The organism is Nocardia sp. 852002-20019_SCH5090214, from assembly GCF_001665865.1.
Lineage (GTDB): Bacteria > Actinomycetota > Actinomycetes > Mycobacteriales > Mycobacteriaceae > Nocardia > Nocardia nova.
Map to the genome: position 1 here is coordinate 84,349 of NZ_LZMK01000364.1, position 23,762 is coordinate 108,110.

19 protein-coding genes are annotated in these 23,762 nt (G+C 69.2%); 9 read left to right on the plus strand and 10 right to left on the minus strand.

What is annotated here, in order from left to right:
- The first annotated feature begins 135 nt into the window (after positions 1-135).
- The 5 genes from A5780_RS28065 to A5780_RS28085 all read left to right on the plus strand — a co-directional run bounded on the left by A5780_RS28065 (position 136) and on the right by A5780_RS28085 (position 4,870).
- Positions 136-999 (plus strand): DUF4190 domain-containing protein, encoded by an 864-nt coding sequence (locus tag A5780_RS28065; protein WP_063014364.1) that lies wholly within the window; start codon positions 136-138, stop codon positions 997-999.
- An 82-nt stretch (positions 1,000-1,081) separates the two neighbouring features.
- The gene (gene fabG, locus A5780_RS28070; protein WP_063026015.1) at positions 1,082-1,834 is read left to right on the plus strand and encodes a 3-oxoacyl-ACP reductase FabG; all 753 of its coding nucleotides are present in this window, start codon (positions 1,082-1,084) and stop codon (positions 1,832-1,834) included.
- A 63-nt stretch (positions 1,835-1,897) separates the two neighbouring features.
- Positions 1,898-2,764, plus strand: a complete 867-nt coding sequence (locus A5780_RS28075) for a carbohydrate ABC transporter permease (protein WP_064910250.1) — start codon at positions 1,898-1,900, stop codon at positions 2,762-2,764.
- Entirely contained in the window at positions 2,754-3,593 is an 840-nt protein-coding gene (locus A5780_RS28080) for a carbohydrate ABC transporter permease (protein ID WP_064910252.1), read from the plus strand. Before A5780_RS28075 ends, A5780_RS28080 begins: the two co-directional genes overlap by 11 nt.
- The gene (locus tag A5780_RS28085) at positions 3,590-4,870 is read left to right on the plus strand and encodes a sugar ABC transporter substrate-binding protein (RefSeq protein ID WP_063014372.1); all 1,281 of its coding nucleotides are present in this window, start codon (positions 3,590-3,592) and stop codon (positions 4,868-4,870) included. Before A5780_RS28080 ends, A5780_RS28085 begins: the two co-directional genes overlap by 4 nt.
- Before the next feature lie 5 nt (positions 4,871-4,875).
- Here A5780_RS28085 and A5780_RS28090 read toward each other — a convergent pair whose 3' ends face one another.
- From A5780_RS28090 to A5780_RS28100, 3 genes are all read right to left on the minus strand, one after another.
- Entirely contained in the window at positions 4,876-5,871 is a 996-nt protein-coding gene (locus A5780_RS28090; protein WP_231983123.1) for a DNA-3-methyladenine glycosylase, read from the minus strand.
- 426 nt (positions 5,872-6,297) lie between these two features.
- Entirely contained in the window at positions 6,298-9,069 is a 2,772-nt protein-coding gene (locus A5780_RS28095) for an FAD-binding and (Fe-S)-binding domain-containing protein (protein WP_064910254.1), read from the minus strand.
- A 35-nt stretch (positions 9,070-9,104) separates the two neighbouring features.
- Complete coding sequence (locus A5780_RS28100) at positions 9,105-10,022, minus strand: NADP-dependent oxidoreductase (protein WP_231983124.1); 918 nt, start codon at positions 10,020-10,022, stop codon at positions 9,105-9,107.
- A 170-nt stretch (positions 10,023-10,192) separates the two neighbouring features.
- Here A5780_RS28100 and A5780_RS28105 point away from each other — a divergent pair, with 170 nt between their 5' ends.
- Positions 10,193-12,073 carry an ABC transporter ATP-binding protein gene (locus A5780_RS28105; protein WP_063014418.1) on the plus strand — a complete coding sequence of 627 codons (1,881 nt, stop codon included), beginning with the start codon at positions 10,193-10,195 and terminating at the stop codon, positions 12,071-12,073.
- Here the strand turns inward: A5780_RS28105 and A5780_RS28110 are convergent.
- The 6 genes from A5780_RS28110 to A5780_RS28135 form a co-directional block, all read right to left on the minus strand.
- Positions 12,028-13,239, minus strand: coding sequence for a Cmx/CmrA family chloramphenicol efflux MFS transporter (locus A5780_RS28110; protein ID WP_064910256.1), 1,212 nt, complete (start codon positions 13,237-13,239; stop codon positions 12,028-12,030). The genes A5780_RS28105 and A5780_RS28110 overlap by 46 nt on opposite strands.
- A gap of 82 nt (positions 13,240-13,321) precedes the next feature.
- Positions 13,322-13,894 carry a TetR/AcrR family transcriptional regulator gene (locus A5780_RS28115; RefSeq protein ID WP_063014376.1) on the minus strand — a complete coding sequence of 191 codons (573 nt, stop codon included), beginning with the start codon at positions 13,892-13,894 and terminating at the stop codon, positions 13,322-13,324.
- Positions 13,895-13,982: 88 nt separating this feature from the next.
- The gene (locus A5780_RS28120) at positions 13,983-14,978 is read right to left on the minus strand and encodes an oxidoreductase (protein WP_063014420.1); all 996 of its coding nucleotides are present in this window, start codon (positions 14,976-14,978) and stop codon (positions 13,983-13,985) included.
- Positions 14,979-15,020: 42 nt separating this feature from the next.
- Entirely contained in the window at positions 15,021-16,865 is a 1,845-nt protein-coding gene (locus A5780_RS28125; protein WP_231983127.1) for a hypothetical protein, read from the minus strand.
- Positions 16,866-17,178: 313 nt separating this feature from the next.
- On the minus strand, positions 17,179-17,964 hold the full coding sequence (locus A5780_RS28130) for an enoyl-CoA hydratase/isomerase family protein (RefSeq protein WP_064910258.1): 786 nt from the start codon (positions 17,962-17,964) through the stop codon (positions 17,179-17,181).
- Positions 17,965-18,077: 113 nt separating this feature from the next.
- On the minus strand, positions 18,078-19,238 hold the full coding sequence (locus tag A5780_RS28135) for a DNA polymerase IV (protein WP_064910260.1): 1,161 nt from the start codon (positions 19,236-19,238) through the stop codon (positions 18,078-18,080).
- Between the two features lie 90 nt (positions 19,239-19,328).
- On the opposite strand from A5780_RS28135, the gene A5780_RS28140 reads away from it, so the two are divergent.
- From A5780_RS28140 to A5780_RS28150, 3 genes are all read left to right on the plus strand, one after another.
- Complete coding sequence (locus A5780_RS28140) at positions 19,329-19,883, plus strand: TetR/AcrR family transcriptional regulator (protein ID WP_063014382.1); 555 nt, start codon at positions 19,329-19,331, stop codon at positions 19,881-19,883.
- 27 nt (positions 19,884-19,910) lie between these two features.
- Positions 19,911-20,399, plus strand: coding sequence for a PaaI family thioesterase (locus A5780_RS28145; protein WP_063014383.1), 489 nt, complete (start codon positions 19,911-19,913; stop codon positions 20,397-20,399).
- Positions 20,400-20,569: 170 nt separating this feature from the next.
- Positions 20,570-21,187: a DUF1707 domain-containing protein gene (locus tag A5780_RS28150; RefSeq protein ID WP_064910262.1), complete on the plus strand. Its 618-nt coding sequence runs from the start codon at positions 20,570-20,572 to the stop codon at positions 21,185-21,187.
- A 94-nt stretch (positions 21,188-21,281) separates the two neighbouring features.
- Here A5780_RS28150 and lon read toward each other — a convergent pair whose 3' ends face one another.
- Positions 21,282-23,726 (minus strand): endopeptidase La, encoded by a 2,445-nt coding sequence (lon, locus tag A5780_RS28155; RefSeq protein ID WP_156769696.1) that lies wholly within the window; start codon positions 23,724-23,726, stop codon positions 21,282-21,284.
- Positions 23,727-23,762 lie beyond the last annotated feature (36 nt).

Here is a 23,762-nt window from a genome sequence, read left to right on the forward strand (position 1 = left end):
CGTCCGGCGGCTGCGCGCGCGCCGGACGCCCGCCCTGAAGAGACGGGGGTTGCGGGTCGCGCCGATCCACCTATTCTTCTTCGGTAACGGGCGGGGTCCGCGTGTCCAGGTTCCTGCACGACCGAGAGGAACCACATGGCCCGCAACCAGTACGCGGAGGAACGCTGGCCCGAGGTCCCCGAGGAGGAGTACTGGGCCGACGAGCCCGTCGCCGCGGACGATCGCTGGGAACCGCCGCCACCGCGCCGGGCCGCCAATCCCCGGGTCGCCGAACCGCCCGACGAACGGTGGGAAACCACGACGAACCGGCGGCGGCCGGCGCCCGACGCCGAGGAGGACCGATGGGACGGCGCACCCAACCGCCGCCGCACCGGACGGCTGCGGGTGGAGGTGCCGCCGATCGTCAATCCGTACGCGATCGTCGCGCTGGTGGCCGCGCTGCTCGGATTGTTCCCGGTGGCCATCGTATTCGGCCTGATCGCCTTCAGCCATCCGCGCGGACGGGTGATGGCGATGTCGGCCCTGCTCCTGGGACTGGCCGAGGTGCTGATTCTCGCTGCGGCGCTGGTGCTTTCGGGTGTCACCCTGCCGCACACCACGCTGGGCGCGGTTCCGGCCGCCCTCAGCACCGAGACCGTCACCTCGAACACCGCCGCGACCCGGACCGCGGTACCGACGACGGTGGTGACACCGCCGCCGACCGCGCCGGCCACGACCACGACCGCTCCCGCCGGGCCCGTCTCGGCGGCCAAAGGCGAGGTGTGCACGCAGGCGCAGGCCGGATTGATCGGGTCCGCGACCGACGGCAGCACGCTGCTCTGCCTGCACGGCAGCAGCGGCTACCGCTGGACCGGGCCGTATTCGGTGTCGACCGCCGTGTACGAGGGCGGGGCGAAATGCGATCCCAATCTGGACAAGACGGCCCGCACCCCGGACGGGCACGCGCTGGTCTGCGAGGGGCAGGGGCGCAGCAGCATCTGGTCGCTGTGGGTGGAATAGCGGCTGCCGCCGCGGTGGGTGGAATAGCGGCGCGTACCGTTCCTTCCCAGCGAATGTTCCGAGAGGTACAGGAGGACCGCCAATGGCTGAACGCGTTGCCGTCGTCACCGGCGCGGCACGAGGCATCGGTGCCGCGATCGCGACCCGGCTGGCTCAGGACGGACTGCAGGTAGGCGTACTCGACCTGGACGCGGCGCACTGCGCCGACACCGTCCGGGCGATCACCGACGCCGGCGGCCGGGCCGTCGCGCTGGGCGCCGATGTCTCGAACGAGGATTCCGTCGCCGCCGCGGTGACGAAGCTGGCCGACGAGCTCGGACCGCCGACCGTCCTGGTCAACAACGCCGGCATCCTGCGCGACAACCTGCTGTTCAAGATGAGCGTCGACGACTGGGACGCGGTGATGAACGTGCACCTGCGCGGCGCGTTCCTCATGAGCCGCGCGGTGCAGAAGTACATGGTCGACGCCAAATGGGGTCGCATCGTGAACATGTCGAGCAGTTCGGCACAGGGCAACCGCGGCCAGGTCAACTACTCCGCGGCCAAGGCCGGCCTGCAGGGCTTCACCAAGACCCTCGCGCTGGAACTCGGCAAATTCGGCGTCACGGCCAATGCCATCGCCCCAGGATTCATCGTCACGGATATGACCGCCGCGACCGCCGAGCGGGTGGGCGTGCCGTTCGAAGACTTCCAGAAGGCCGCCGCCGCGCAGATTCCGGTGCAGCGCGTGGGCCGGCCGGAGGACATCGCGCATACCGCGTCGTTCCTGGTCAGCGAGGGAGCCGGCTTCGTCTCCGGGCAGGTCGTCTACGTCGCCGGCGGTCCGCTGGACTGAGCGAGCCCGGCGCCGCGCCGCTGCGGCGACGCCGCTACCGGGTGACCGGTAGCGTCATCTGCTGTGAACCGACGAGCGGTTCGTCGTGCCGTGACGAGTTGGATACTGCTGGCGCCGAGCCTGTTCGGGATCGGGATTTTCCTGATCCTGCCGATCGTGCTGGTGGGCTGGCTCAGCCTGCACAGCTGGAATCTGCTCGGGCCCATGGAATTCGTGGGCCTGCGCAACTGGCGCTCGGTGCTGTCCGATGACGCATTCGGCCACTCGCTCCTGGTAACGGCCGCGCTCACCCTGCTCGTGGTGCCGCTGCAGACCGTCCTCGGATTCGCGGTGGCCGCGCTGCTGGTGCGCCGCCGTGCCGGTGGCGCGTTCCGGGTGCTGTTCGCGCTGCCCTGGATGTGCGCGCCGGTGGCGGTGGGCGTGATCTGGCGCTGGCTGTTCGCACCCACCGACGGCGCTCTCAACGCACTGCTGGGCCGGCGGATCGAATGGCTGGCCGATCCGGCGCTGGCCCTGCCTTCCGTTGCGGCGGTGAGCATCTGGTCGAACTTCGGCTATGTGGCCCTGTTCTTCGTCGCGGGGCTGCGGGCGATACCTCCGGAGATCCACGAGGCGGGGGCGCTGGACGGGGCCACCGGCTGGCGGCGGATTCGCTGGTTGACACTGCCGCTGCTGCGCCCCACTCTGTTCTTCGTCCTGGTAACCGGGACCATCACCGCGTTCCAGACCTTCGACACCGTGTATGCCCTGACCAAGGGCGGTCCGGGCGATCGCACGAATGTGGTGGCGATGCAGATCTTTTCGGAAGCGTTCGACGCCGCGCGGCCTGGACGGGCCGCGGTCATGGCGATCGTGGTCTTCGGGATCATGCTGGCGATCACCGTGCTCCAGCATCGCTACTTCCGCACCAGGACCGGCTATGAATTCTGATGCCCGGCATCGCCGTTCGGCGGGTGCGCGATCGGCCCTCGCCTACGTGCTGCTGCTGGCGGGCGCGGTGTGCACGGTGGCGCCGCTGGCGCTGGGCGCGTTCACGGCCGTGAAGACGCCGGGGCAGTTCGCGTCGGAATCTCCGCTCGCACCGCCGGATCCGATGACCTGGGACAACTTCCGCGCGGCGTTCGACCAGGGGTTCGGCCGCGCGGTGCTGGTGACGGCGTTGATGACCGCGTTCATCACCGTCGGGCAGCTGGTCACCTCGATCGCCGCCGCATATGCGTTCGGCTGCACCGAGTTCCGCGGTCGCGACCTGCTGTTCTGGATCTACCTGGCGACGATGATGGTGCCGCCGATCGTCACCTTGATTCCGCTGTATCTGATGTTCGCGCATCTGGGTTGGCTGAACACGTTCTGGGCACTGGTGCTGCCGTTCGTATTCGGCTCGCCGTATGCGATCTTCCTGCTGCGCCAGTATTTCCGGGCCATTCCGCGCGAGTTGATGGGCGCGGCGCGGCTGGACGGCGCGAACACTCTCGACGTGATCGTGCATGTCGTGGTGCCGATGAGCCGTCCCATTCTGGCGACGCTCGCGGTGATCACCGTGGTGACGCAGTGGAACAGCTTCCTGTGGCCGCTGGTCGCCGGCTCGGGCCGCTGGCAGGTGCTCACGGTGGCCACCGCCGATCTGCAGACCCGCTACAACGAGCAGTGGACGCTGGTCATGGCGGCGACGACCCTGGCGATCGTGCCGCTGCTGGTGCTCTTCGTGATCTTCCAGCGGCAGGTGCTGCGGTCCATCGCGTGGACGGGCCTGAAATGAGAGCCGTGAAGACCTCGACGCTGAGCGTGCTGGCCGTCGCACTCGGCGTGGTGCTGCTGGTGACCGCGGCGCTGTGGCTGGGCCACGACAGTACGGGCGGATCGGGTCGCACGGTGATCCGGCTGCGGATCTGGGATGCGAGTTTCGTACCCGCCTATCGCGCCGCACTCGACGAATTCCAGCGCGCCGAACCGGATGTCGAGGTGCGGATCACGGTGGTGCCGTGGGCGTCCTATCAGCAGAAGTTGCGTCTCGACGTGGCGGGCGCAACGGTGGACGACCTGTTCTGGACGAATCTGTACACCGATTACGCCGATGCCGGCCGACTCGCCGATATCGGCGCGATGCTGGGCCCCGAGACGGTGCGGCAGTGGGATCCGGGTGCGGTGGAGCAGTACACACGTAACGGAAAGCTCTGGGCGGTACCGCAATTCGTGGACGGCGGTACGGCGGTCTACTACAACCGCGATCTGCTGAGCGCGGCCGGAGTCGACCCCGCGGAATTGGCACGCGCGACCTGGAATCCCCACGGGCCGGATACCTTCGAGCCGATTGTGCGCCGGATCGCCGCGGCGGCGCCCTGGGCTTACAACGCCGCCAACGATTTCCAGTCGCTCTCGCTGCCGTATCTGGGATCGGCGGGCGGGCAGTTCCAGGATGAGGATCGGTACGTCTTCGACAGTCCACAGGGTGTGGATGCCTTCGGATATCTCGTGGGGCTGGTGCGGGCGGGGCTCACCCCTCCGGCGGCGGATACCCGCAGCGGCAGTGATTTCGCGAAAAACGCCTTCCTGCAGGGCAAGCTGGCGTTGTTCCAATCCGGAAGTTTCAATCTGGCGCAGATCGCGCAGCAGGCTCGCTTCGGCTGGGGGATCGCGATGATTCCGGCCGGGCCCGCAGGCCGGGTGAGTACCGACAACGCGATCGGCATCGCCGCCGATGCCCGCACCGCCCACCCCGATGCGGTGCGGCGGGTGCTGGCCTGGCTCGGCAGCCCCGCCGGCAACCGGTATCTGGCCGCCGGTGGGCAGACCATTCCGGCCGTGGTGGCCGATCAGCGGCTGTATCGGGAGTATTGGGCGGACCGGGGCATCGACGTGTCGCCGTTCTTCGATGTGCTGCGCGGGCCGCGGATCGCTTCGGGTGGCGGACCGGGTTTCGCGGCCGCACTGCAGGCGATCGACCCGATTTTCGACGAGATGTTCCTCGGCCGCATTCCGGTACCCGAGGCGTTGCGTCGCGCCCAGACCACCGCACAGGCCACGGCGCAGCGCTGATCCGCTCAGATCCGGCTGTGGTCGACCAGGGGAGTCCGCGGGCCGAACGCCGGCTTGCGCGCCTGCCCCGATATCTCGAGCAGCCGGATCGCCCGATAGCGGTGCGGGCGTAGCGGTTCCAGGTAGTCGACCATGCCCTCGTCGTCGAGCGGGCGGCCCAGCAGCGTCCAGCCGACGATCGCGGCCAGATGGAAATCACCGACCGACAGCGCATCGGCGTCGCCCAGGGCTCGCTGCGCGATCTCCGCGGCCGTCCACACTCCGATCCCCGGCACGGTGCACAGCCGCTCGGCGGCCCGCTGCGGCGTCATCGTCGCGGCGGCTTCCAGCTTCTCGGCCATCCGGGCGGCGGTGACGATCGTGCGCGAACGCTGCGGATCGACGTTGGCGCGGTGATAGACCCAGGAGGGGATGTAGCGCCAAGTCTGCGCCGACGGCGGCACCCGCATCGGCGCGGGCGTGGGTCCGGGCGCCGGTTCGCCGTACTGCCACATCAGCTTTCGATACGAGCCGCGAGCGGTGACGGTGTGCACCCGCTGCTCGAGCACGGCCGGCACCAAGGCTTCGAAGACGAGTCCGGTGCGGAGCATGTGCAGGCCGGGATGACGCCGGTGCGCCTCGGCGATGCGGGGATGTTCGGGGGCGAAGTCGTCGAGCTCCTCGTCGACGCACAGCATGCGGGGCAGGTGCTCGAGGAATTCCGCCGCACCCGGACCCCAGGCCCGTGCCGCCACGACATTCGATTCGGCCTGGACGAGGCGATAGGTCACCGGGCCGCTGGCCATGCGCGACGCTCGCCAGTGGGCGCCGTCGGGAGTGACGCGGTGGCACGGGTCGCCCTGACCCCGGCGCAGCGGGGCGAGAGTATGTGCGAGGGCTATCGGCCGCGATGTGGTGACGGTGCGGGCCGCCCCGTCGCTCTCGGCGCGAGCGGGGTCGTGGGTCGTTCGGGAGGGACTGTGCCGTCCGGCGATCACCCCGGATCGGGGGGAGTCGATCATCGGCCTGCTTCGTCCTCGCACCGACTCATTGTGCGCCGTGCCCGAGGCCGACCGGGCGGGACCCGCGGGGTCGGGGCCGAACCGGCCGCCGGGCAGCCGCGTCTCGAGGAAACTCCCAGGTATTCCTATGGCGCGGGTCACGGATTCGGGGAAGCATGTAACGATATGATTAAGCGCGCCGATTTCGCCGAAGAATGGTTCAACAGCAATCATTCGGCAATGCCACAACGGAGGTGTCCATGCTTACCAACATTCTGAATTGGCTGCTCAGCGCGTGGGGCGGAGTATCCGCCGGTAGCTCGGGCTACCAGATCCCTCCGGGCACCCTGCCGTTCGGTAGCTGATCCCGGCACCGCCCTCGCCCGCCGCCACTCGGCGCGGCGGGCGTGCGCGGTGAATCACCGGCGCGACCTCCCGCCATCTGAATCATCGATCAGTCAGATATTGCGCGAGGTGACGGCCCCGGCGCCCGGCCAGGTGATCGGCCTGGGTGCGGCACGAGAATCCGTCCGCCAGGAAGGGGGTCTCCGGATCGGCCGCATGTAATGCCGGGAGTAACCCGCCCTCCGCTACCGCGACCGAAATCTCGTAATGTCCGGATTGCATTCCGAAGTTCCCGGCAAGTCCACAGCATCCACTGATTTCGGTGATCTCGGCCCCCATTCGCCGCAATAGCCGCCGATCGGCGTCGAACCCTGTCACGGCATGCTGATGACAATGCGGCTGCAGCACCACCGGCTCGCCCGATCGGTCCGGTGGCTGCCAATCCGGTTGCTCCGTCAGGAATTCGGCGAGGGTGCGCACGGCCCGGGCGGTACTCGCCGCGCGCGGATCGTCGGGTAGCAACTGCGGGAGATCCGCTCGCAGCGCCGCCGTGCACGAGGGCTCCAGGCCGATCACCGGGCCGCCCTGTCGAACGTGATCGTCGAGTGCGTCCAGGGCGGCTCGCAATCGCTGTCGCGCCCCGTCGAGCTGGCCGGTGCTGATCCAGGTGAGGCCACAGCACACCCGGCGCTCCGGGATACGGACCCGGTATCCGGCCGATTCCACGAGTTCCACTGCGGCCCAGCCGATTTCCGGTGCGAAGGCATCGGTGAAGCTGTCGATCCACAGCATCGCCACCGGGCCGTCCGGATGCCGGTCGCTTCCGCGGTCCGCCCACCGGCTGCGGAACGAGCGCGGCGCCAGTCGCGGCGCGGGACGCCGCGGATCCATTCCGGCCACGCGCATACCCGCCCGCCGCAACCATCGAATGCCGGTGAGCGCGTTCACGGTTCGGGGCATCCTGGTGCCCACCGCCAGCCACTGCGGCAACCGGCCGAGCACATAGTGGTCGATCGGGCGCGGCCGTCCCCGGTACGCGCGATACAGCGTCTCGGATTTGTAGGTCGCCATATCGACACCGGCCGGGCAGTCGGAGGAGCAGGCCCGGCACGACAGGCACAGGTCCAGCGACTGCGCGACCGCCTCGTCGCGCCAGTCGAGCGCGCCTCGGACCACCTCCTGCAACACGCGCGACCGGCCCCTGGTGCTGTCCTTCTCGTCCGCGGTGGCGAGGTAGGACGGGCACATGAAACCGCCGGTCGCGCGAGTGTCGGCGCGGCATTTTCCGACCCCGACGCAGCGGTGTACCGCCGTGCCGATATCGCCGTCGGCGGTGAATGCGAAACCGCCCGCATCCGGGACCGGGCGCAGCCCGGGCAGACGCAGACCGGTATCGACCGGTGCGGGGCGGACCAGAACGCCGGGGTTCAGGATCGCGTCCGGATCGAAAAGCCCTTTGAATTCGGCGAATACACGCAAGGCGTCCGGTGAGTACATGCGCGACAGCAGTTCCGAACGGGCGCGGCCGTCCCCGTGTTCACCGGAGGCCGATCCGCCGTAGCGCACCACCAGATCGGTGGCGTCGAACAGGAAGTCGCGGAACCGTTGTGGCGCACGGGCGATCGGGAGATCCAGCCGGACGTGGATGCACCCGTCACCGATGTGCCCGTACAGCAGGCCGTCCACCCGGTGATCACGCATCAGCCGATCGAAATCGCGAAGGTAGTCACCGAGCCGTTCGGGCGGGACCGCGGCGTCCTCCCAGCCCGGCCAGGCCGGTTCGCCCGCGGGTGTGCGCCCGGCGAGGCCGGCGCCGTCGGCGCGAATCCGCCACAGCCGGGCAGCGGTTCGCTCGTCGGTGACGATCCGGGTGTCGAGTGCGGCGCAGGCGGTGGTGACCGCGGCCGCACTCTCGTAGGCGGATTCCGCGGTGTCCCCGGCGAATTCGACGAACAGCCACGCACCGCCGGCGGGTAGTTCGGGTACCGGGCGTCCGTGCGCGCGCACGACATCCACCAGGCGGGCGTCCAAGCCCTCGACCGCGATCGGCCGGCCCGCCATGACGGCTTTCACGTCGTCGGCGGCGGCGGGCATATCGGGATATCCGAGGATCGCGACCGCGGTCGCGCTGGGCAACGGGACCAGATCGACGGTCGCGTCGAGCACGAGGCCGCAGGTGCCCTCGGACCCGACGAATGCCTTGGCGATCGACGCGCCGCGTTCGGGAGTCAGGTGCTGCAGTCCGTATCCTGAGGCCTGCCGGTCGAACCGGCCCAGCTCGGTGCGCAGCGTCGCCAGATTGCGACGGGTGAACTCGGCCAGCCCCGCCACCACCGACAGATCGGTGCCCAGGCCGCGCTCGGCGCCGGTGCCGTCGAGAATGCGCAGCTCACGCACGGTATCGGAGGTGCGCCCCCAGGCCACCGCGCGGGGGCCGCAGGCATTGTTACCGATCATGCCGCCGAGCGTGCAGCGGTTCTGCGTCGACGGGTCGGGGCCCAGTCGCAGGCCGTGCCGCCCGGCGGCCTGTTGCAGGCCGGACAGCACGACCCCCGGCTGCACCCGGGCGCAGCGACGGTCGGCGTCGATCGACAGTACGGCGTTCATGTACCGGCTGAAGTCGAGGACCAGTCCGGGCCCGATCGCATTGCCCGCCACGGAGGTTCCGCCACCGCGCGCGGTGATCGGCCTGCCTTCCTCGCGGGCGAACCGCACGGCCGTGGCCACATCCTCGTCCCCGCGCGGGTAGATCACCGCCGCCGGGAGGACGCGGTAGTTCGAGGCGTCCGAGGAATACTCCGCGCGGCGTCGGGCATCGTCGTCGACCTCGCCGTCGATCCGGTCCCGCAAGGCCCGCACCCAGGAGTCGGTCATATCGCCAGCGTAGAACGCGAAGTTCTCCGGAGCGGCTACGGGAGCAGGACGATTTTGCCGAGTCCGTGCCCGGTTTCGCTGTCGCGCTGGGCGGCGGCGGCCTCGGACAAGGGGTACGTTCGTGCGGCGCCGGGCAGGCGGAATTCCCCCGCGGCGACGAGCTGCGCGACGCGGGCCACGATATCGAGGGCGGGGCCGCCGGTGCGGGCGAAGAAGGTGACGCCCTTGTCGGCGGCGGCGCCGTCGGCGATGGTGATGATCCGATCGGTTCCGCCCCGCAATTCGATTGCGGCGTCCAGGAATCCGTGACCGGCACAGTCGTAGACCGCGTCGACCCCGTGCGGTGCCAGCTCGCGCACGCGGTCGGCGACGCCGGGACCGTAGGTGGTCGGCACCGCACCCAGCGTGCGCACGACCTCCTGATTGGCGGCCGAGGCGGTGCCGACGACCGTGGCCCCGCGCGCCCGGGCCAGCTGCACCACGAACGCGCCGACCGCGCCCGAGGCGCCGTTCACCACCACCGTCTCGCCCGACTTCACGGCCAGTTCGTCCAGTCCGGTACCGGCCGTATTGGCGGCGACCGGGATCGCCGCGGCTTCGGGGAAGGACAACTCCGCCGGTTTGGCGACGAGCTGGGTGCCCAGCGCGTACTCCGCGTAGCCGCCACCCTGTGCCCAGCCCAGCACCTCGTCACCCGGCCGGAACCGGGCGTCGGGGCCGGCGGCGTCGACCACGCCCGCGATCTCGAATCCGGCGCGGCGCGGGAATCCGGGCGGACCGGGCATCAGGCCGGCGCGCATCTTCCAATCGGCCGGATTGACGCCGGCGGCCCGGATCGCCACCCGCACCTGCTCTCCGGCGGGGTCCGGAATCGGCACCTCCACCTGCGCCAGCACCTCGGGTCCACCCACTCGCTCGTACTGGATCGCTCGCATGCTGTGGTTCGACGACATGATGTCGACCTTAGGAGGCGGACGGACCGCGGCCGAGCGCAGCGCCGCAGCGCCCGTCGCCCGGCGCGTTTCGCCCGTGGCGAACCGGGACTACTTGCTCTCAACCTTTGTTGAGGTCTTAATGTCGGTGGCCCGGAGTTCAATGAACCCGGCAGCGGAAGGAGATGCGGATGAGCATCGAATCGGTCGCGTGGAGTCAGCTGTACCGGCAGGCGCACGCACCTCAGCAGCGGCGTGGTCTGCGCCGGGAGACGGCCGCGCGCATTCTGCGATTCGCGCGCCCGCATCGGGCTCAGCTCATCGGCTTCCTGGTCTTCAGCATCGCGTCGGCGTTGCTCACGGTGGCCAACCCGGTGCTGGCCGGGCGAGTGGTCAACGACATCGTGGGCCATGCCGCGCCGCGCTCGGTCCTCACCCTCGCCGCGGTGATCGCACTGGTGGCCGTGCTGGACGCGGGCCTGGGCATCGTGATCAGGTGGCTGTCCGCGCGGATCGGGGAGGGGTTGATTCTCGATCTGCGCACCGCGGTGTTCGACCACGTGCAGAAGATGCCCGTCGCCTTCTTCACCCGCACCCGCACCGGGGCGCTGGTCAGCCGGCTCAACAACGACGTGATCGGCGCCCAGCGCGCGTTCAGCACGACCCTGTCCGGCGTGGTCACCAACATCGTGACGCTGCTGTTGACCGTGGTGGTGATGGTGCGGCTGTCCTGGCAGATCACCCTGCTGGCACTGATCCTGTTGCCGCTGTTCATGTTTCCCGCCCGCAAGATGGGCACCCGGATCGCGAGCATCCAGCGCGAAGCCGCCCAGCTCAACGCCTCGATGAGCACCCAGATGACCGAGCGGTTCTCGGCTCCCGGCGCCACGCTGGTGAAACTGTTCGGACGCCCGGATCAGGAGTCCGCGGAATTCGCGGTGCGCGCCGGGCGGGTACGCGATATCGGCGTGCGGACGGCGATGCTGCAGACGGTGTTCGTCACCGCGTTGACGCTGGTATCCGCGCTCGCCGTGGCATTGGTCTACGGCCTCGGCGGCTGGTACGCCCTGCGCGGACAACTCGATGCCGGTGCGGTGGTCGCGCTCTCGCTGCTGCTGACCCGGCTCTACACCCCGCTGACGGCGCTGGCCAGCGCTCGGGTGGACATCATGTCGGCGCTGGTGAGCTTCGAGCGGGTCTTCGAGATTCTCGACCTGAAGCCGCTGATCCAGGATGCGCCGAATGCGGTGGCGGTTCCGGCGGGACCGGTGTCGGTCGAATTCGACCGCGTGCGTTTCGGTTATCCGTCGGCCGACAAGGTCTCGCTGGCGTCGCTGGAGGATGTCTCGACGCTCGACCATCGCGGCGGCAGCGAGGTGCTGCACGATATTTCGCTGCAGGCCGAGCCGGGGCGGATGATCGCCCTGGTCGGATCCTCGGGTGCGGGCAAATCGACCATCGCGCAACTGGTTTCGCGGCTCTACGACGTCGACGACGGCGCGGTGAAGCTCAACGGTGTCGACGTGCGGGAGCTGAGCACGCGCTCGATTCAGGACACGGTCGGACTCGTCACCCAGGACGGCCACCTGTTCCACGACAGCATTCGCGCCAATCTGTTGCTCGCCCGGCCCGAGGCGAGCGAGGCGGAGTTGTGGGATGCACTGGAGCGGGCACGGTTGCGCACGGTGATCGACGCGCTGCCCGACGGTTTGGACACCGTGGTCGGCGAACGCGGATACCGGTTGTCCGGCGGCGAACGCCAGCGGTTGACCATCGCCCGGCTGCTGCTCAAACAGCCGCGGGTCGTCATCCTCGACGAGGCCACCGCCTCCCTGGATTCCACCTCCGAGGCCGCGGTGCAGGAGGCCCTGACCGAGGCGCTGGAAGGGCGGACCGCCCTGGTCATCGCGCACCGGCTGTCGACCATCCGGAATGCGGACGAGATCCTGGTGATCGAGGACGGCCGGATCGTCGAGCGGGGCAGTCATGCGCAACTGCTCGCCGAAGAGGGAAGATACGCAGAGCTCTACCGCACCCAGTTCGCCGACGATACGGAAGTTGCTGCGGCATAAGGGATCAGCGCGGAGGTGCGGTTCGTACCTCCGCCCGCGGTCCGGCTCAGCCCGACCAGGCCCAGGGCCAGCACGCCCAGCCCCGCGCCGATCCAGGCCACCGCCGAGTAGTCCGCGCCGGCGCCGATGACGAGTCCGCCCAGCCACGGGCCGAGTGTGATGCCGACGTTGAACGCCATCACATTGCCGGCCGCGCCGAGTGTCCCGGCGGCCGGGGCCAGGGTGAAGACCCGGCTGTTCAACACCGGATTGGTTCCGAAACCGAAGGCGCCCAGCAGGAACGACGCCACGGCGACCGCCGGCCAGTAGTGCGCGGTGAGCGCCAGCACCGCGGAGGCCAGGACCAGGCCCGAGATGCCGACGGTGAGGCTGCGGAGTGGATGGGCATCCGCGGTGCGTCCGCCGATCGCGATGCCGGCGAAGGAGCCGAGCCCGTAGATCCCCAGCACCACCGGTACCCAGTTCTCGCCGATCCCGGTCGTCTCGGTGAGCAGCGCGCCGAGGTAGCCGAAGGTGACCAGCAGCGCGGCGGTGGCCGTCACGGTGGTGCCGTACAGCAGTGCCACCGGTCGGGTTGTCAAGGCGCGCAATTCTTTTCGCACCGGCGGTGCCTGCTCGGCGCGTTGTCCGGGCACCGCGATCGCCACCGCGACCATCACCAGCGCACATCCGGCCGCCACGGTCCAGAACGCCGCCCGCCAGCCCAGATGCTGACCGATGAAGGTGCCCGCGGGTAAGCCGAGAATGGTCGCGATGGTGAGCCCGCCCGCGACGACGCTCATCGCACGCCCACGAGCCGTCGGCGGCACCATCCCGACCGCCGTTGCCGAGGCCACCGACCAGAAACCCGCGTAGACGAAGGCACCGACGACGCGCGTGCCGACAAGCACGCCGTAGTCGGAGGTCAGCGCCGCGACGACGTGGGTGGCGACGAAGACGGCGAGAAACGCGAGCAGAGCGGTTCGCCGCGACCAGCGCGCCGTGACGACGGCCAGAATCGGCGCGCCCACCAGCATGCCGACGGCGAAGGCCGAGATCAGCAGTCCGGCCTGCGGAACGGTCACGCCGAGATCGGCGGCCATTCCCGTGAGCAGGCCGGACAGCATCATCTCCGACGTGCCCTGCGCGAAGATCGCCAGGCCGACTATGTATACCGCCGAGGGCATTCCGTTTCCTTCCTATTTTGGATCATTCAGTTCAAAACGAAGGTGTGCGCGAACGCGAGTGACGGCCGGGCCGGTGGGTCGATCAGAGACAGCGCAGGGCGACTTCGGCGATACCGGCCAACGTGTCCCGGGAGGCGCCGCCGCGCGCCGCGACTCTCATACCGCCGATGGTGGCGACGACGAATTGGGCCAGATCGGACGGATCGGCGCGCCCGTCGATCTCATCCGACGCCTGTCCGGCACGAATCACGCCGACCAGGGCGGACATCCGACGGTCGAGGTCGGCACGCAGCATAGCGGCGACCTCGGGGTCACGGGGGCCCATCTCCACCGTCGTATTCACGACCAGACATCCCAATGGATCGTCGTCGGGTGCATCCACCACCCGCCACAGCAGCGCCTCGATCTTGTCGCGCACCGAGCCGGGACCGTCGAGCAAGGCGAACGTGTCCGCATTCTTGGTCTCCATGTACCGCCGCAGCGCCCGCTCGAACAGATCGTGCTTACTGGTGAAGGTGTTGTAGATACTCGAGCGGCCCAAACCGGTGGCCGCGCAGAGGTCTTGGGTGGACGTGCCCTCGTAACCGGCGCTCCAGAAGGCTCGCATGGCCGCTTCCACCGCGCCCGGCTCGTCGAACTGCTTGGGTCGTGCCATGAGCTCACGCTAGCACATTTTGGATAGATCAGTACAAAATTGAGGTGAGCGAGCGGCGAACGTCCGATCCGGACGCCCGCCCGCTCGATCAGAATTCGCCGGCCACCGCGAGGACGGTGCGCCCGGAGTGGTGACCGCTGCGAATGGCGTGCAGTACCGCTTCCGCCTCGGTGATCGGCGCCACATGCTCCAGCGTCGACAGATGCCGGGGCTTCAGGTCCTTGCCGAGCCGGGCCCACAGCGCGCGCCGCTGCTCGATCGGGAAGTTCACCGAATCGATGCCGAGGAGACTGACCCCGCGCAGGATGAACGGCATGACGGTGGTGGGAAGTTCGGTCCCACCGGTGAGCCCGCTGACCGCCACCGACCCGCCGTAGCGGACGGTGCTGAGGATGTGGGCCAGCGATTTTCCGCCGACGCTGTCGACCGCGCCGGCCCACTGCGCCTTACCCAGCGGACGAGGCTTGGCATCCGGATCCTCGGGCAGACGGCCGATCACCGCGGCCGCGCCGAGGGTGGACAGCAACTCGCCGGCATCGGTCTTCCCGGTGGAGGCGGTGACCTCGTAGCCGAGGCCGGACAGGATGTCCACCGCGACACTGCCGACGCCGCCGGTCGCGCCGGTCACCAGCACCGGTCCGTCACCGGGATTCAGGCCGCGATCGAGCAGTGCCTGCACACTCATGGCCGCGGTGAATCCCGCGGTGCCGAGGGCCGCTGCCTCACGCGGGCTCAGCCCCTCCAGCTTGACCACCCATTCGGCGGGCACGCGCGCGTATTCGGCGAAGCCGCCGTTGTGCGCGACGCCGATCTCGTACCCGTGCGCGATCACGAGATCACCCACCGTGAACGCGGCGTCCTCGGAGGCGACCACCTCGCCGGTCAGGTCGATACCGGGAATGATCGGGTAATTGCGCACCACACCGCCGCGCGGGGTGATGGCCAGCCCGTCCTTGAAGTTCGCACTCGAATAGTGCACCTTGATCGTCACCGTGCCCGGCCCGAGGAAATCCTCGCCCACCTCCTCGCGGGCCAGTACCACGCCGTCGTCGGTCTCGTGCGCAACCATCGCCTGGAACTGCATGCGTCCGAGCATAGGGGGAGCGATGCCCCACGGCTATGGCAGTCAGCGGCCGAATGCCGCCACGCCCACCGGTCCCACCCCGATACACACGTCCAAACCCGGTGTGCGCGAGCCGATTCGCACGATCTCACCGCCACCGACGAGATGGACGAAGACGGTGTGCACGCCTGCTTGCACCGGCGCCACCACGACGTCGCCGTGCTCGAGCGCCACGGTGATCCGGCCGTCGCGGTTGGCGAAATAGTTGATCTGCGCGGTCCAGCCGTGGTCCAGCATCGGCCCGTCGAGCCACAGGGCCACCGGTTCGGCGCCGTCGACGCGATATCCGCAGCCGGGTTCGGGGCCCGCCAGAATCCGGCGGTTCCACCACACCGACGCGTCCACCAGCGTCCCGTCGTCGGTGAGCATCCGCAGCTGCGGCGTGGCGACACCGAACGCCCCGGGGCCGGCGATCGGCCCGAGCACCTGCGCGATGAGGTTCTGCGGATAGGTCATCGGCGTCAGCACCCCCCACGGCACCTCCTGCTCCAGCAGCGGGGCGCCGTGGCGATCCGCCAGTGCGGCACGGGCATTCGTGAGGTAGGTGCGCGTCGGCGAGATCTCCCACGACCGGGCGAACGATACGGTCGTGCACACGCTGCTGACCACGAACGCCGCGGTCAGCCCGATCGCCGCGAACCGCGATCCGGCCACGCGACTCTCCGAACGAGGGCGGCGGGGACGGGCGGCAAGCAGCAGCGCGATCGCCGCCGCCAGCACCACGGCGACATCGGCCAGATAGCGCAGCGACTGCATGAGTTCGGCGGCGGTGTTCGGCCCGCCGCGGATCAGCACGATCGGAAGCTGAACGACCAGAACGTATCCCGCGACCAGGACCCACACCGGCAGCACTCGGCGGCGCAGTCGCAGCGTCACCAGCACCACCGCGGCGAGGATCAGCCAGGCGAGCACGACGGTCCACCCCGGGGGCGTGGCCCACGGTGTCGACGGCAGCCAGCGCGCCCACACCCACGGCCCGCCGAGCAGGGTCGGGACGATCCCCAGGGAGATGGCGCTGTGGAGCAGTCGCCGTGCCCCGGCCAGGCTGGTGTCCACCGCGATGTGGTCGGCGACGGTGAGATAGGCCGCGACCCAGCCCGCGAGAATCAACGCCGAACCGGCCCACAGCGCCGCTCCGGCGCGCGTCACGTCGCGAACCGCCGCCCAGGCACTCGGGCCGGCATGATCACCCGTCGGCTCTGCCTCATCGGTATGCGCGGCACCGACGGTGCGGGCGCCGACGATATAGCGCTCCAGCACCGCGACGGCGAAGGCGACGAACGGCACCACCACTGCCTTCTCGAAGAACAACAGTCCCACGATCAGCACCAGCAGACCGGAGATCGCATAGCGCCCGCGTCCCGTGCGCACCAGCAGCACCGCATCCGCGATCACCCAGGCCAGCGCGAACTGCAGCGGCAGCGCGTTGAGCGAGGCCGCCCACCAGGCGAATGCCGGAAGGGTCAGCGGACTGAACAGATAGCCGATCAACGGAATCAGCACGCCCCAGCGCAGGGCTCCGGCTCGCCGTGGAAGAAGCACCAGCAACATGCGCAGCACCGCGACCGAGGCCGCGAGCTGCAGCAGCACCATGGTCACCACCGGCCCGGCCCACTGCAGCGGCGCGATGCGGGTCACCACCCACGCGGTCGCGAAGGCCAGCGGCATGAAATGGCCGTCGTGGTCGTAGAGCAGCAGATCGGCGGACCAGAGCGGATAGCGATCGGCGCGGCCCACCAGAATGAGGTCGTCCCAGTAGAAACAGCCGCGCCCGGCCACCCAGCCGCGCAACCCGAGCTGCGCGAGGATCAGCAACACCGCCACCAGCAGAACGGGACGACGGATCACCGTGCGGAGACCGGCGGAAACGACGCGCAGCGCGGGCGCCGATCCAGCGTGGTCCACGGCGGGCGAGCCGACCGGGGCAACCTCCCTCGGCCGGTATCGGGTGCCGGACGAGGCGACCTGCGCAACGGCGCCGAGAGGAGCACTCCCGCGATCGTTGCGATCCGGGGGTCCGTCGCCACGGTCTTCGTGCCCGTCGCCCGGCCGACGAGGCGACCGCGCCGGGACCCACCCGCGTGCGAAGCCGGGCGCGGAGAACATGGCACCCCACCCTAGTGGCCCACGACCGGGCTCGCTCGCGGCGACGGTCAGGCCCTCACTCGAAGACGGGGGCGCGCTTGCCGAGGAATGCCGAGATGCCCTCGGTGCCGTCGGGCGAATCGGCACAGGCCGAGATGAACGCCGCCTCGCGTGCGGTCTGCTCCTCGAGCGTGTGCGAGGAGCTCACCAGCAGCAGCTTCTTGACGCTGGCATTCGAATGCCGGGGCCCGGCCGCGAATTCCGCGACCACTTCGTCCACGGCGGACGCGAGTTCGGCATCCGGCACCACGCGATGCACGAGATTCCAGTCCAGCGCCTCGGCCGCGGTCAGGGTGCGGTTGGTGAACATGAGCTCCTGCGTGCGGCGCAGGCCGATCAAGCGGGGCAGATAGTAGGAGGCACCGCCGTCCGGACTCAGTCCGGCCCGGGTGTAGGCCATGGTGAATGCCGCCGATTCGCCCGCGAGGACCAGATCACCGGCCATCGCCAAGCTGAAGCCGGCGCCCGCGGCCACACCGTTGACCGCCACGACGAGCAGGGCGTCCATCCGGGCGAACGACGAGAGGGCCTCGTGCAGGTCGTCGGCCAGTCCCTTGACGTAGTGGCCGGCGCCGCCGCCCTGGGCAGCCATCGCCTTGAGGTCGCCACCGGCGGAGAAGAACCTGCCCGCACCGGTCAGCACGACGACCTTCAGCGCCGGATCGTCCACGCACTGTCCCGCGATATCGGCCAGTTCCCGGCCGAGGACGTGGTCGATACCGTTGGCGGCCTTCGGCCGGTTCAGGGTGATCCGGGCGACGGGGCCGGTCCGCTCGAAGGTGATCGTCTCGTACTCGCTCATGGCTGCCTTTCGGTCGAGTCTGCGGGCCCAGCATGACAAACGGCCGCACTGCGCGCGACGCCGCCACCACCGAGGCATATCCGGCATCCCGGCACGGAAACGCGGGGACCTGGCTATTGCGGGACGAGCTCGAGTCGCACCCCGAGCAGCCGGACCGGCCGATCGAGTTCGAAACGGTCGATGATCTCGAGTGCGACCGTGGTGATCGCCTCCGCGTCGATCGTCGGTTCGGGCAACTTCTTCTGCTTGGTGCGCGTATAGAAGGTGTTGGTACGCACGGTGACTCCCACCCGCGTGCCGATCCGGCCGGCCGCCGCCATCTCCTCGGCGACCTCGCGGGCCAGCCGCGCTACCTGCGCACGAATTTCCTCGCGATCGGTCAGATCGTGCGGGAAGGTTTCGGATCTACTGCGGCCCACCGGGATACGCGGCTCGGTCACCACATCGGTGTCACCGGCGCCGTGGCCGAGAACCCAGAGGTAGGGCCCGGTGGTGGGGCCGAATTCGGCGGCCAGGACATTCCGGTCGGCGGCGGCGAGCTGGGCGACGGTGTCGATACCGAGGGCCGACATTCGCTGCGCGATGCGATTGCCGATACCCCACAGCGCGCTGGTCGGCCGGTGCGCCATGAGTTCGTTCCAGTTCTCGGCGGTGAGCCGGAAGATGCCCGCACCGAGGTCGGCGGCCGGAGGTGCCCCCGCTGCCTCGCTGTGCGAATTCTCCTGTCCCACCGCTTCTTCCGAAGCTGGGATCACGCCCTTCGAGGCCGTGCTGTTCGCACCCGTGGCGTCCGTGCCTTTGCCGACGCTCTTCGCGAATCCGGTCGCCAGTTTCGCGCGCAATTTGTTGTCGCCGATACCTATCGAACAGGTGAGGTTCAATGTCGCTATCGCACTGCGGATTTCGCGAGCGAGCTGTTCGGGATCGTCGGTGTCGGCGGCGAGGAAGGCCTCGTCCCAGCCCAGCACTTCGACCCGCACCGGAAAACTCCGCAGCACCTCCATGACCTCGTCGGAGGCCTCCTCGTAGGTGGTCATGTCCAAGGGCAGGAACACTCCGTCCGGACACTTGCGGACGGCGGTGCGCAGCGGCATTCCGGCCCGCACGCCGAAGGTCCGCGCCTGATACGACGCGCAGGTGACCACCTTGCGCGGTTCGTTCGGATCACCGTTGCCGCCGACGATCACCGGCTGCCCGCGCAGCTCGGGATGGCGGCGGAACTCCACCGCCGCCTGGAATTGGTCGAGGTCGACGTGCAACAGCCACCTGGCCACGAGACCGTTCTTACCGCACGGCACCGACAGCCGGAGGGACTTCGCAGGTAGTGCCTTGCGCCGACGCCGAAACAGAACTAAATTCTGGTTATGAAGATTCGAGATCGGTTGCTGCTGGCGGCCGAGCGGCAGTTCGCCGAGCACGGGACGCTCGACGCGACGCTGAGCCGGATCAGGGCCGACGCGGGAGCGAGCGTCGGCGCGCTGTACCACCACTTCCCGGACAAGGCCGATCTGTACCGGCAGGTATGGGCCAATGCGCTGGCCGACTACCAGCGCACTTTCTGGGCGAGCATCGCCGACAGCACCGACGCCGAGAGCGGAGTCACCGCCGGAGTCACCGAGCATCTGCGCTGGGTCACCGAAAACCAGTACCGCGCAACAATTCTCATGTCACCGCGGCCACCCGGAGTACGCGACAGCGACAGCAATCGGGAATTCCTCACCTCCGTCGCGCGCTGGTGGCGCACCCACGCCCGCTACGGCACGGTTCGAGACCTGGAATTCGACCTGCTGTACGCGCTGTGGCTGGGCCCGGCGCAGGAGTACTCGCGGCAGTGGGTGAGCGGCAGCATCCGCACCGCGCCGACCGATGTCGCCACGGAATTGGCCGCGGCGGCGTGGAAGTCGTTGCGTAACAACTGACAACTCCGACAGCAGAGGACAGTGCAGATGGACGAGGTTACCGCGTCACCACCGCGACCGGCTGGTGTATCGACCGACAAGCTCACCGTAGAGCAGGCCCGCGCGGTATTGGCCGCGCAGCCGTTCGCGCAGCACGTCGGCACCGAGATCACCGAGTTCGAGGGCGGTGCGGCCACTTTGGTGATCGACGTGGGTCCCGAGCACGCTCAGCAGTTCGGTTTCGTGCACGGCGGGGTGATGGCCTATCTGGCCGACAACGCGCTCACCTTCGCCGCCGGATCCGCGCTGGGCCCGAACGTACTGACCGGCGGCTTCACCGTCACCTACCTGCGCCCCGCGCGGGGCGGGCGGCTTCGCGCGCACGCGACGGTCACCGACGCCACCCGCCGCCAAGCCGTCACCCGCTGCGAGATCTATTGCGACAGCGATGGTTCCAGCACGATATGTGCCGTCGCGCAGGGCACGGTGCGCGTGGTCGAGCGAGCTCTGCCCACCAACGGATCACGTGAGCCGTAGGCGGGGATCACCGCGAGCGCACCGGCGGGGAACCCTTACGCCGCTGCACAGCACCGCGGTCGGCGAGCACGGACACCCGGCACGGCAGCACACGTGGGTGCTGCGCCGACCGATATGCCGGGCGCGCACCGCACGTAGGATTTCGGCATCACGACCATGAGGATGTGCCGATGACCGAATCCCCGGACCGCCGCCCGGACATCGCCCGTGGCCGGCCGGCCCCCACGGTACGCATCACCGACCACGAACGCGCCCAGGTGGAGCGGCTGCTGCGACTGGCTCTGAACGACGGCTCCCTCGATCTCGCCGAGCTCGACCGGCGCCTGGCCGTCGCCTACGCGGCGGACACCCGCGAGGAGCTCGCCGCAGTCACCGCCGATCTGCCGGTGGCGGCCGCGCGCGAACCCCTGGTGCTGAGCACCGTCAGTGGGTCGCTGCGCAAGGACGGTCGGTGGATCGTGCCCGCCGAGATCACCGTCTCCGCCGCCTCCGGTTCGGTGCGCCTGGACTTCACCGAGGCGATCTGCCCACACGCCGTCGTGGATTTGCACGTCGGAATCGCCTCCGGCAGCCTGCGATTGACGGTGCCGCACGGCTGGCAGGTGGATCTGGACCGGGTTTCCTTCGTCAGCGGGAGCGCGAAGAACCGGGTGACCGAACCACCGCTGCCCGGCTGTCCGACCCTGCGCATCGACGGATCGATCACCTCCGGCTCGATCCGCGCCCGCTACCCGAAACCGCCTCGCCGCTCCTTCTGGGCTTGGTTGCTGCGCCGCCCGCGCCGCTGACCGGCACGGCCGGATGCGGGCCGGAACACGGCGAGAGGCCGTTCACCCGGAAAGGTGAACGGCCTCTCGACTCGTGACGGCCGATCGTTGCGGATCAGGCGCTGGCCGCGAATGCCTCGTAGGCCGGTTCGGCGACCGGTTCGATGGCGTAGGCCAGGATGTCGGCCACGTCGGCGACGGGGCGGACATCCAGTGCGGCGAGCACCTCGGCGGGGACCTCGTCCAGGTCCGGCTCGTTGCGGGCCGGGATGAAGACCGTCTTCAAACCGGCACGCTGGGCGGCCAGCAGCTTCTGCTTCACGCCGCCGATCGGCAGGACCCGGCCGTTCAGCGTGACCTCGCCGGTCATGCCGACGTCCGCACGGACCTGCCGGCCCAGGGCCAGCGACACCAGGGCGGTAACCATGGTGACGCCCGCGGACGGACCGTCCTTGGGCACCGCACCCGCCGGGAAGTGGATGTGGATATTGCGATCCAGCACCTTCGGTTGGATGCCGATCTCTTCCAGGTGCGAGCGCACATAGGTCAGTGCGATCTGCGCGGATTCCTTCATGACGTCACCCAGCTGGCCGGTCAGGGTCAGTGAGCGTTCGCCCTCGGCGGCATTGGCCTCGATGTAGAGGACGTCGCCACCGGCACCCGTGACGGCCAGGCCGGTCGCCACACCGGGGACCGAGGTGCGTTCCACCGAATCGGGGGTGAAGCGCGGACGGCCCAGGTAGTCCTTCAGATCGCCCAGACCGATCACCAGTGGCTCGGAACCTGCTGCCGCACCGGGCTTTTCACCGTAACCGAGCCCAGGCTCGTAGCCCAGGTCGATCACCGTGGCGTCCGAATCGCCGTCCGCCGCAACCGTCTCCGCACCGAACTCGTCCTGCGACAGCCGAGTCGCCGCCTTGCGCAACGCCTTCGCGAGCAGCCGCTCCAGCTGACGCACACCGGCTTCCCGGGTGTAGTTGGCCGCGATCTCCCGCAGCGCCTCGTCGGTGAACGACACCTCCTCGGCGGTCAGCGCATTCCGTTCCAGCTGCCGGGGCACCAGGAAGTCGCGGGCGATGGCCACCTTGTCGTCCTCGGTGTACCCGTCGACGGTGATCAGTTCCATGCGGTCCAACAGCGGGCCGGGAATGGTCTCCATGACATTCGCGGTCGCGATGAACAGCACATCGGACAGATCCAGGTCCAGATCCAGGTAGTGGTCGCGGAAGGTGTGGTTCTGCGCCGGATCCAGCACCTCGAGCAGCGCGGCCGCCGGATCACCCCGGAAGTCCGAGCCGACCTTGTCGATCTCGTCCAGCAGGACAACGGGATTCATCGAACCCGCCTCCTTGATGGCACGCACGATCCGGCCGGGCAGGGCACCGACGTAGGTCCGCCGGTGACCGCGGATCTCGGCCTCGTCGCGCACACCGCCCAGGGCGACGCGCACGAACTTGCGGCCCAGGGCCCGCGCCACGCTCTCGCCGAGCGAGGTCTTACCGACACCGGGAGGGCCGGCCAGCACCATCACGGCGCCGGAGCCACGACCGCCGACGACCTCCAGACCACGCGCGGCCCGGCGGGCGCGCACGGCCAGGTATTCGACCATGCGGTCCTTGACCTCTTCCAGCCCGTGGTGATCGGCGTCCAGCACCGCGCGAGCAGCCGAAACATCGGTGCTGTCGGTGGTTTTCACCGACCACGGCAGATCCAGGACGGTATCCAGCCAGGTGCGGATCCAGCCCGATTCCGGACTCTGATCGCTGCTGCGCTCGAGGCGGTCGACCTCGCGGAGCGCGGCCTCGCGCACGTTGTCCGGCAGCTCGGCGGTCTCCACCCGGGTGCGGTAGTCGTCCGCGCCGTCGGGCTCGCCTTCGCCCAGTTCCTTGCGGATCGCATTGAGCTGCTGGCGCAGCAGGAATTCCCGCTGCGACTTCTCGACGCCCTCGCGCACATCCTCACTGATCTTCTCGGTGACCTCGACCTCGGCGATGTGGTCCTTGGTCCACCCGATCAACCGGGTCAGGCGCTCGGCGACATCGGGAGTGTCGAGCAGTTCACGCTTCTGCTCATCGGTCAGGTACGGCGCGTAGCCGGCGGTATCGGCCAGGGCCGACGGGTCGGTCAGCCGGTTGACCACATCGATGACCTGCCAGGCCTCGCGACGCTGCAGGACCGAGACGACCAGCTGCTTGTATTCGGCGGCCAGCTCCTTCGTGTGCGCGTCGGGTGCGGGTGTGTCGACCGGTTCGGCCTCCACCCACAGCGCGGCGCCCGGACCGGTGACGCCGTGTCCGATCTTCGCCCGGTGCTCGGCCTTCAACACCGCAGCAGCGGCGCCGCCGCGCATGCGGCCGACCTGTTCGATGGTCGCGATCACACCGTAGGCGGCATAGCCCTCGTCCAGACGCGGTGCGAGCAACACGGAATCCGACTTCGCGGCCCGTGCGGCGTCGATGGCGGCCTGTGCCGATTCGTCGAGCTCGATGGGGACGACCATGCCCGGCAACACGACCGGATCGGTCAGAAACAGCACCGGCAGACGCTGTGGAGTACTCACAGATTCAGCCCCTTCCAAAGCATGCCCCGGATCCTG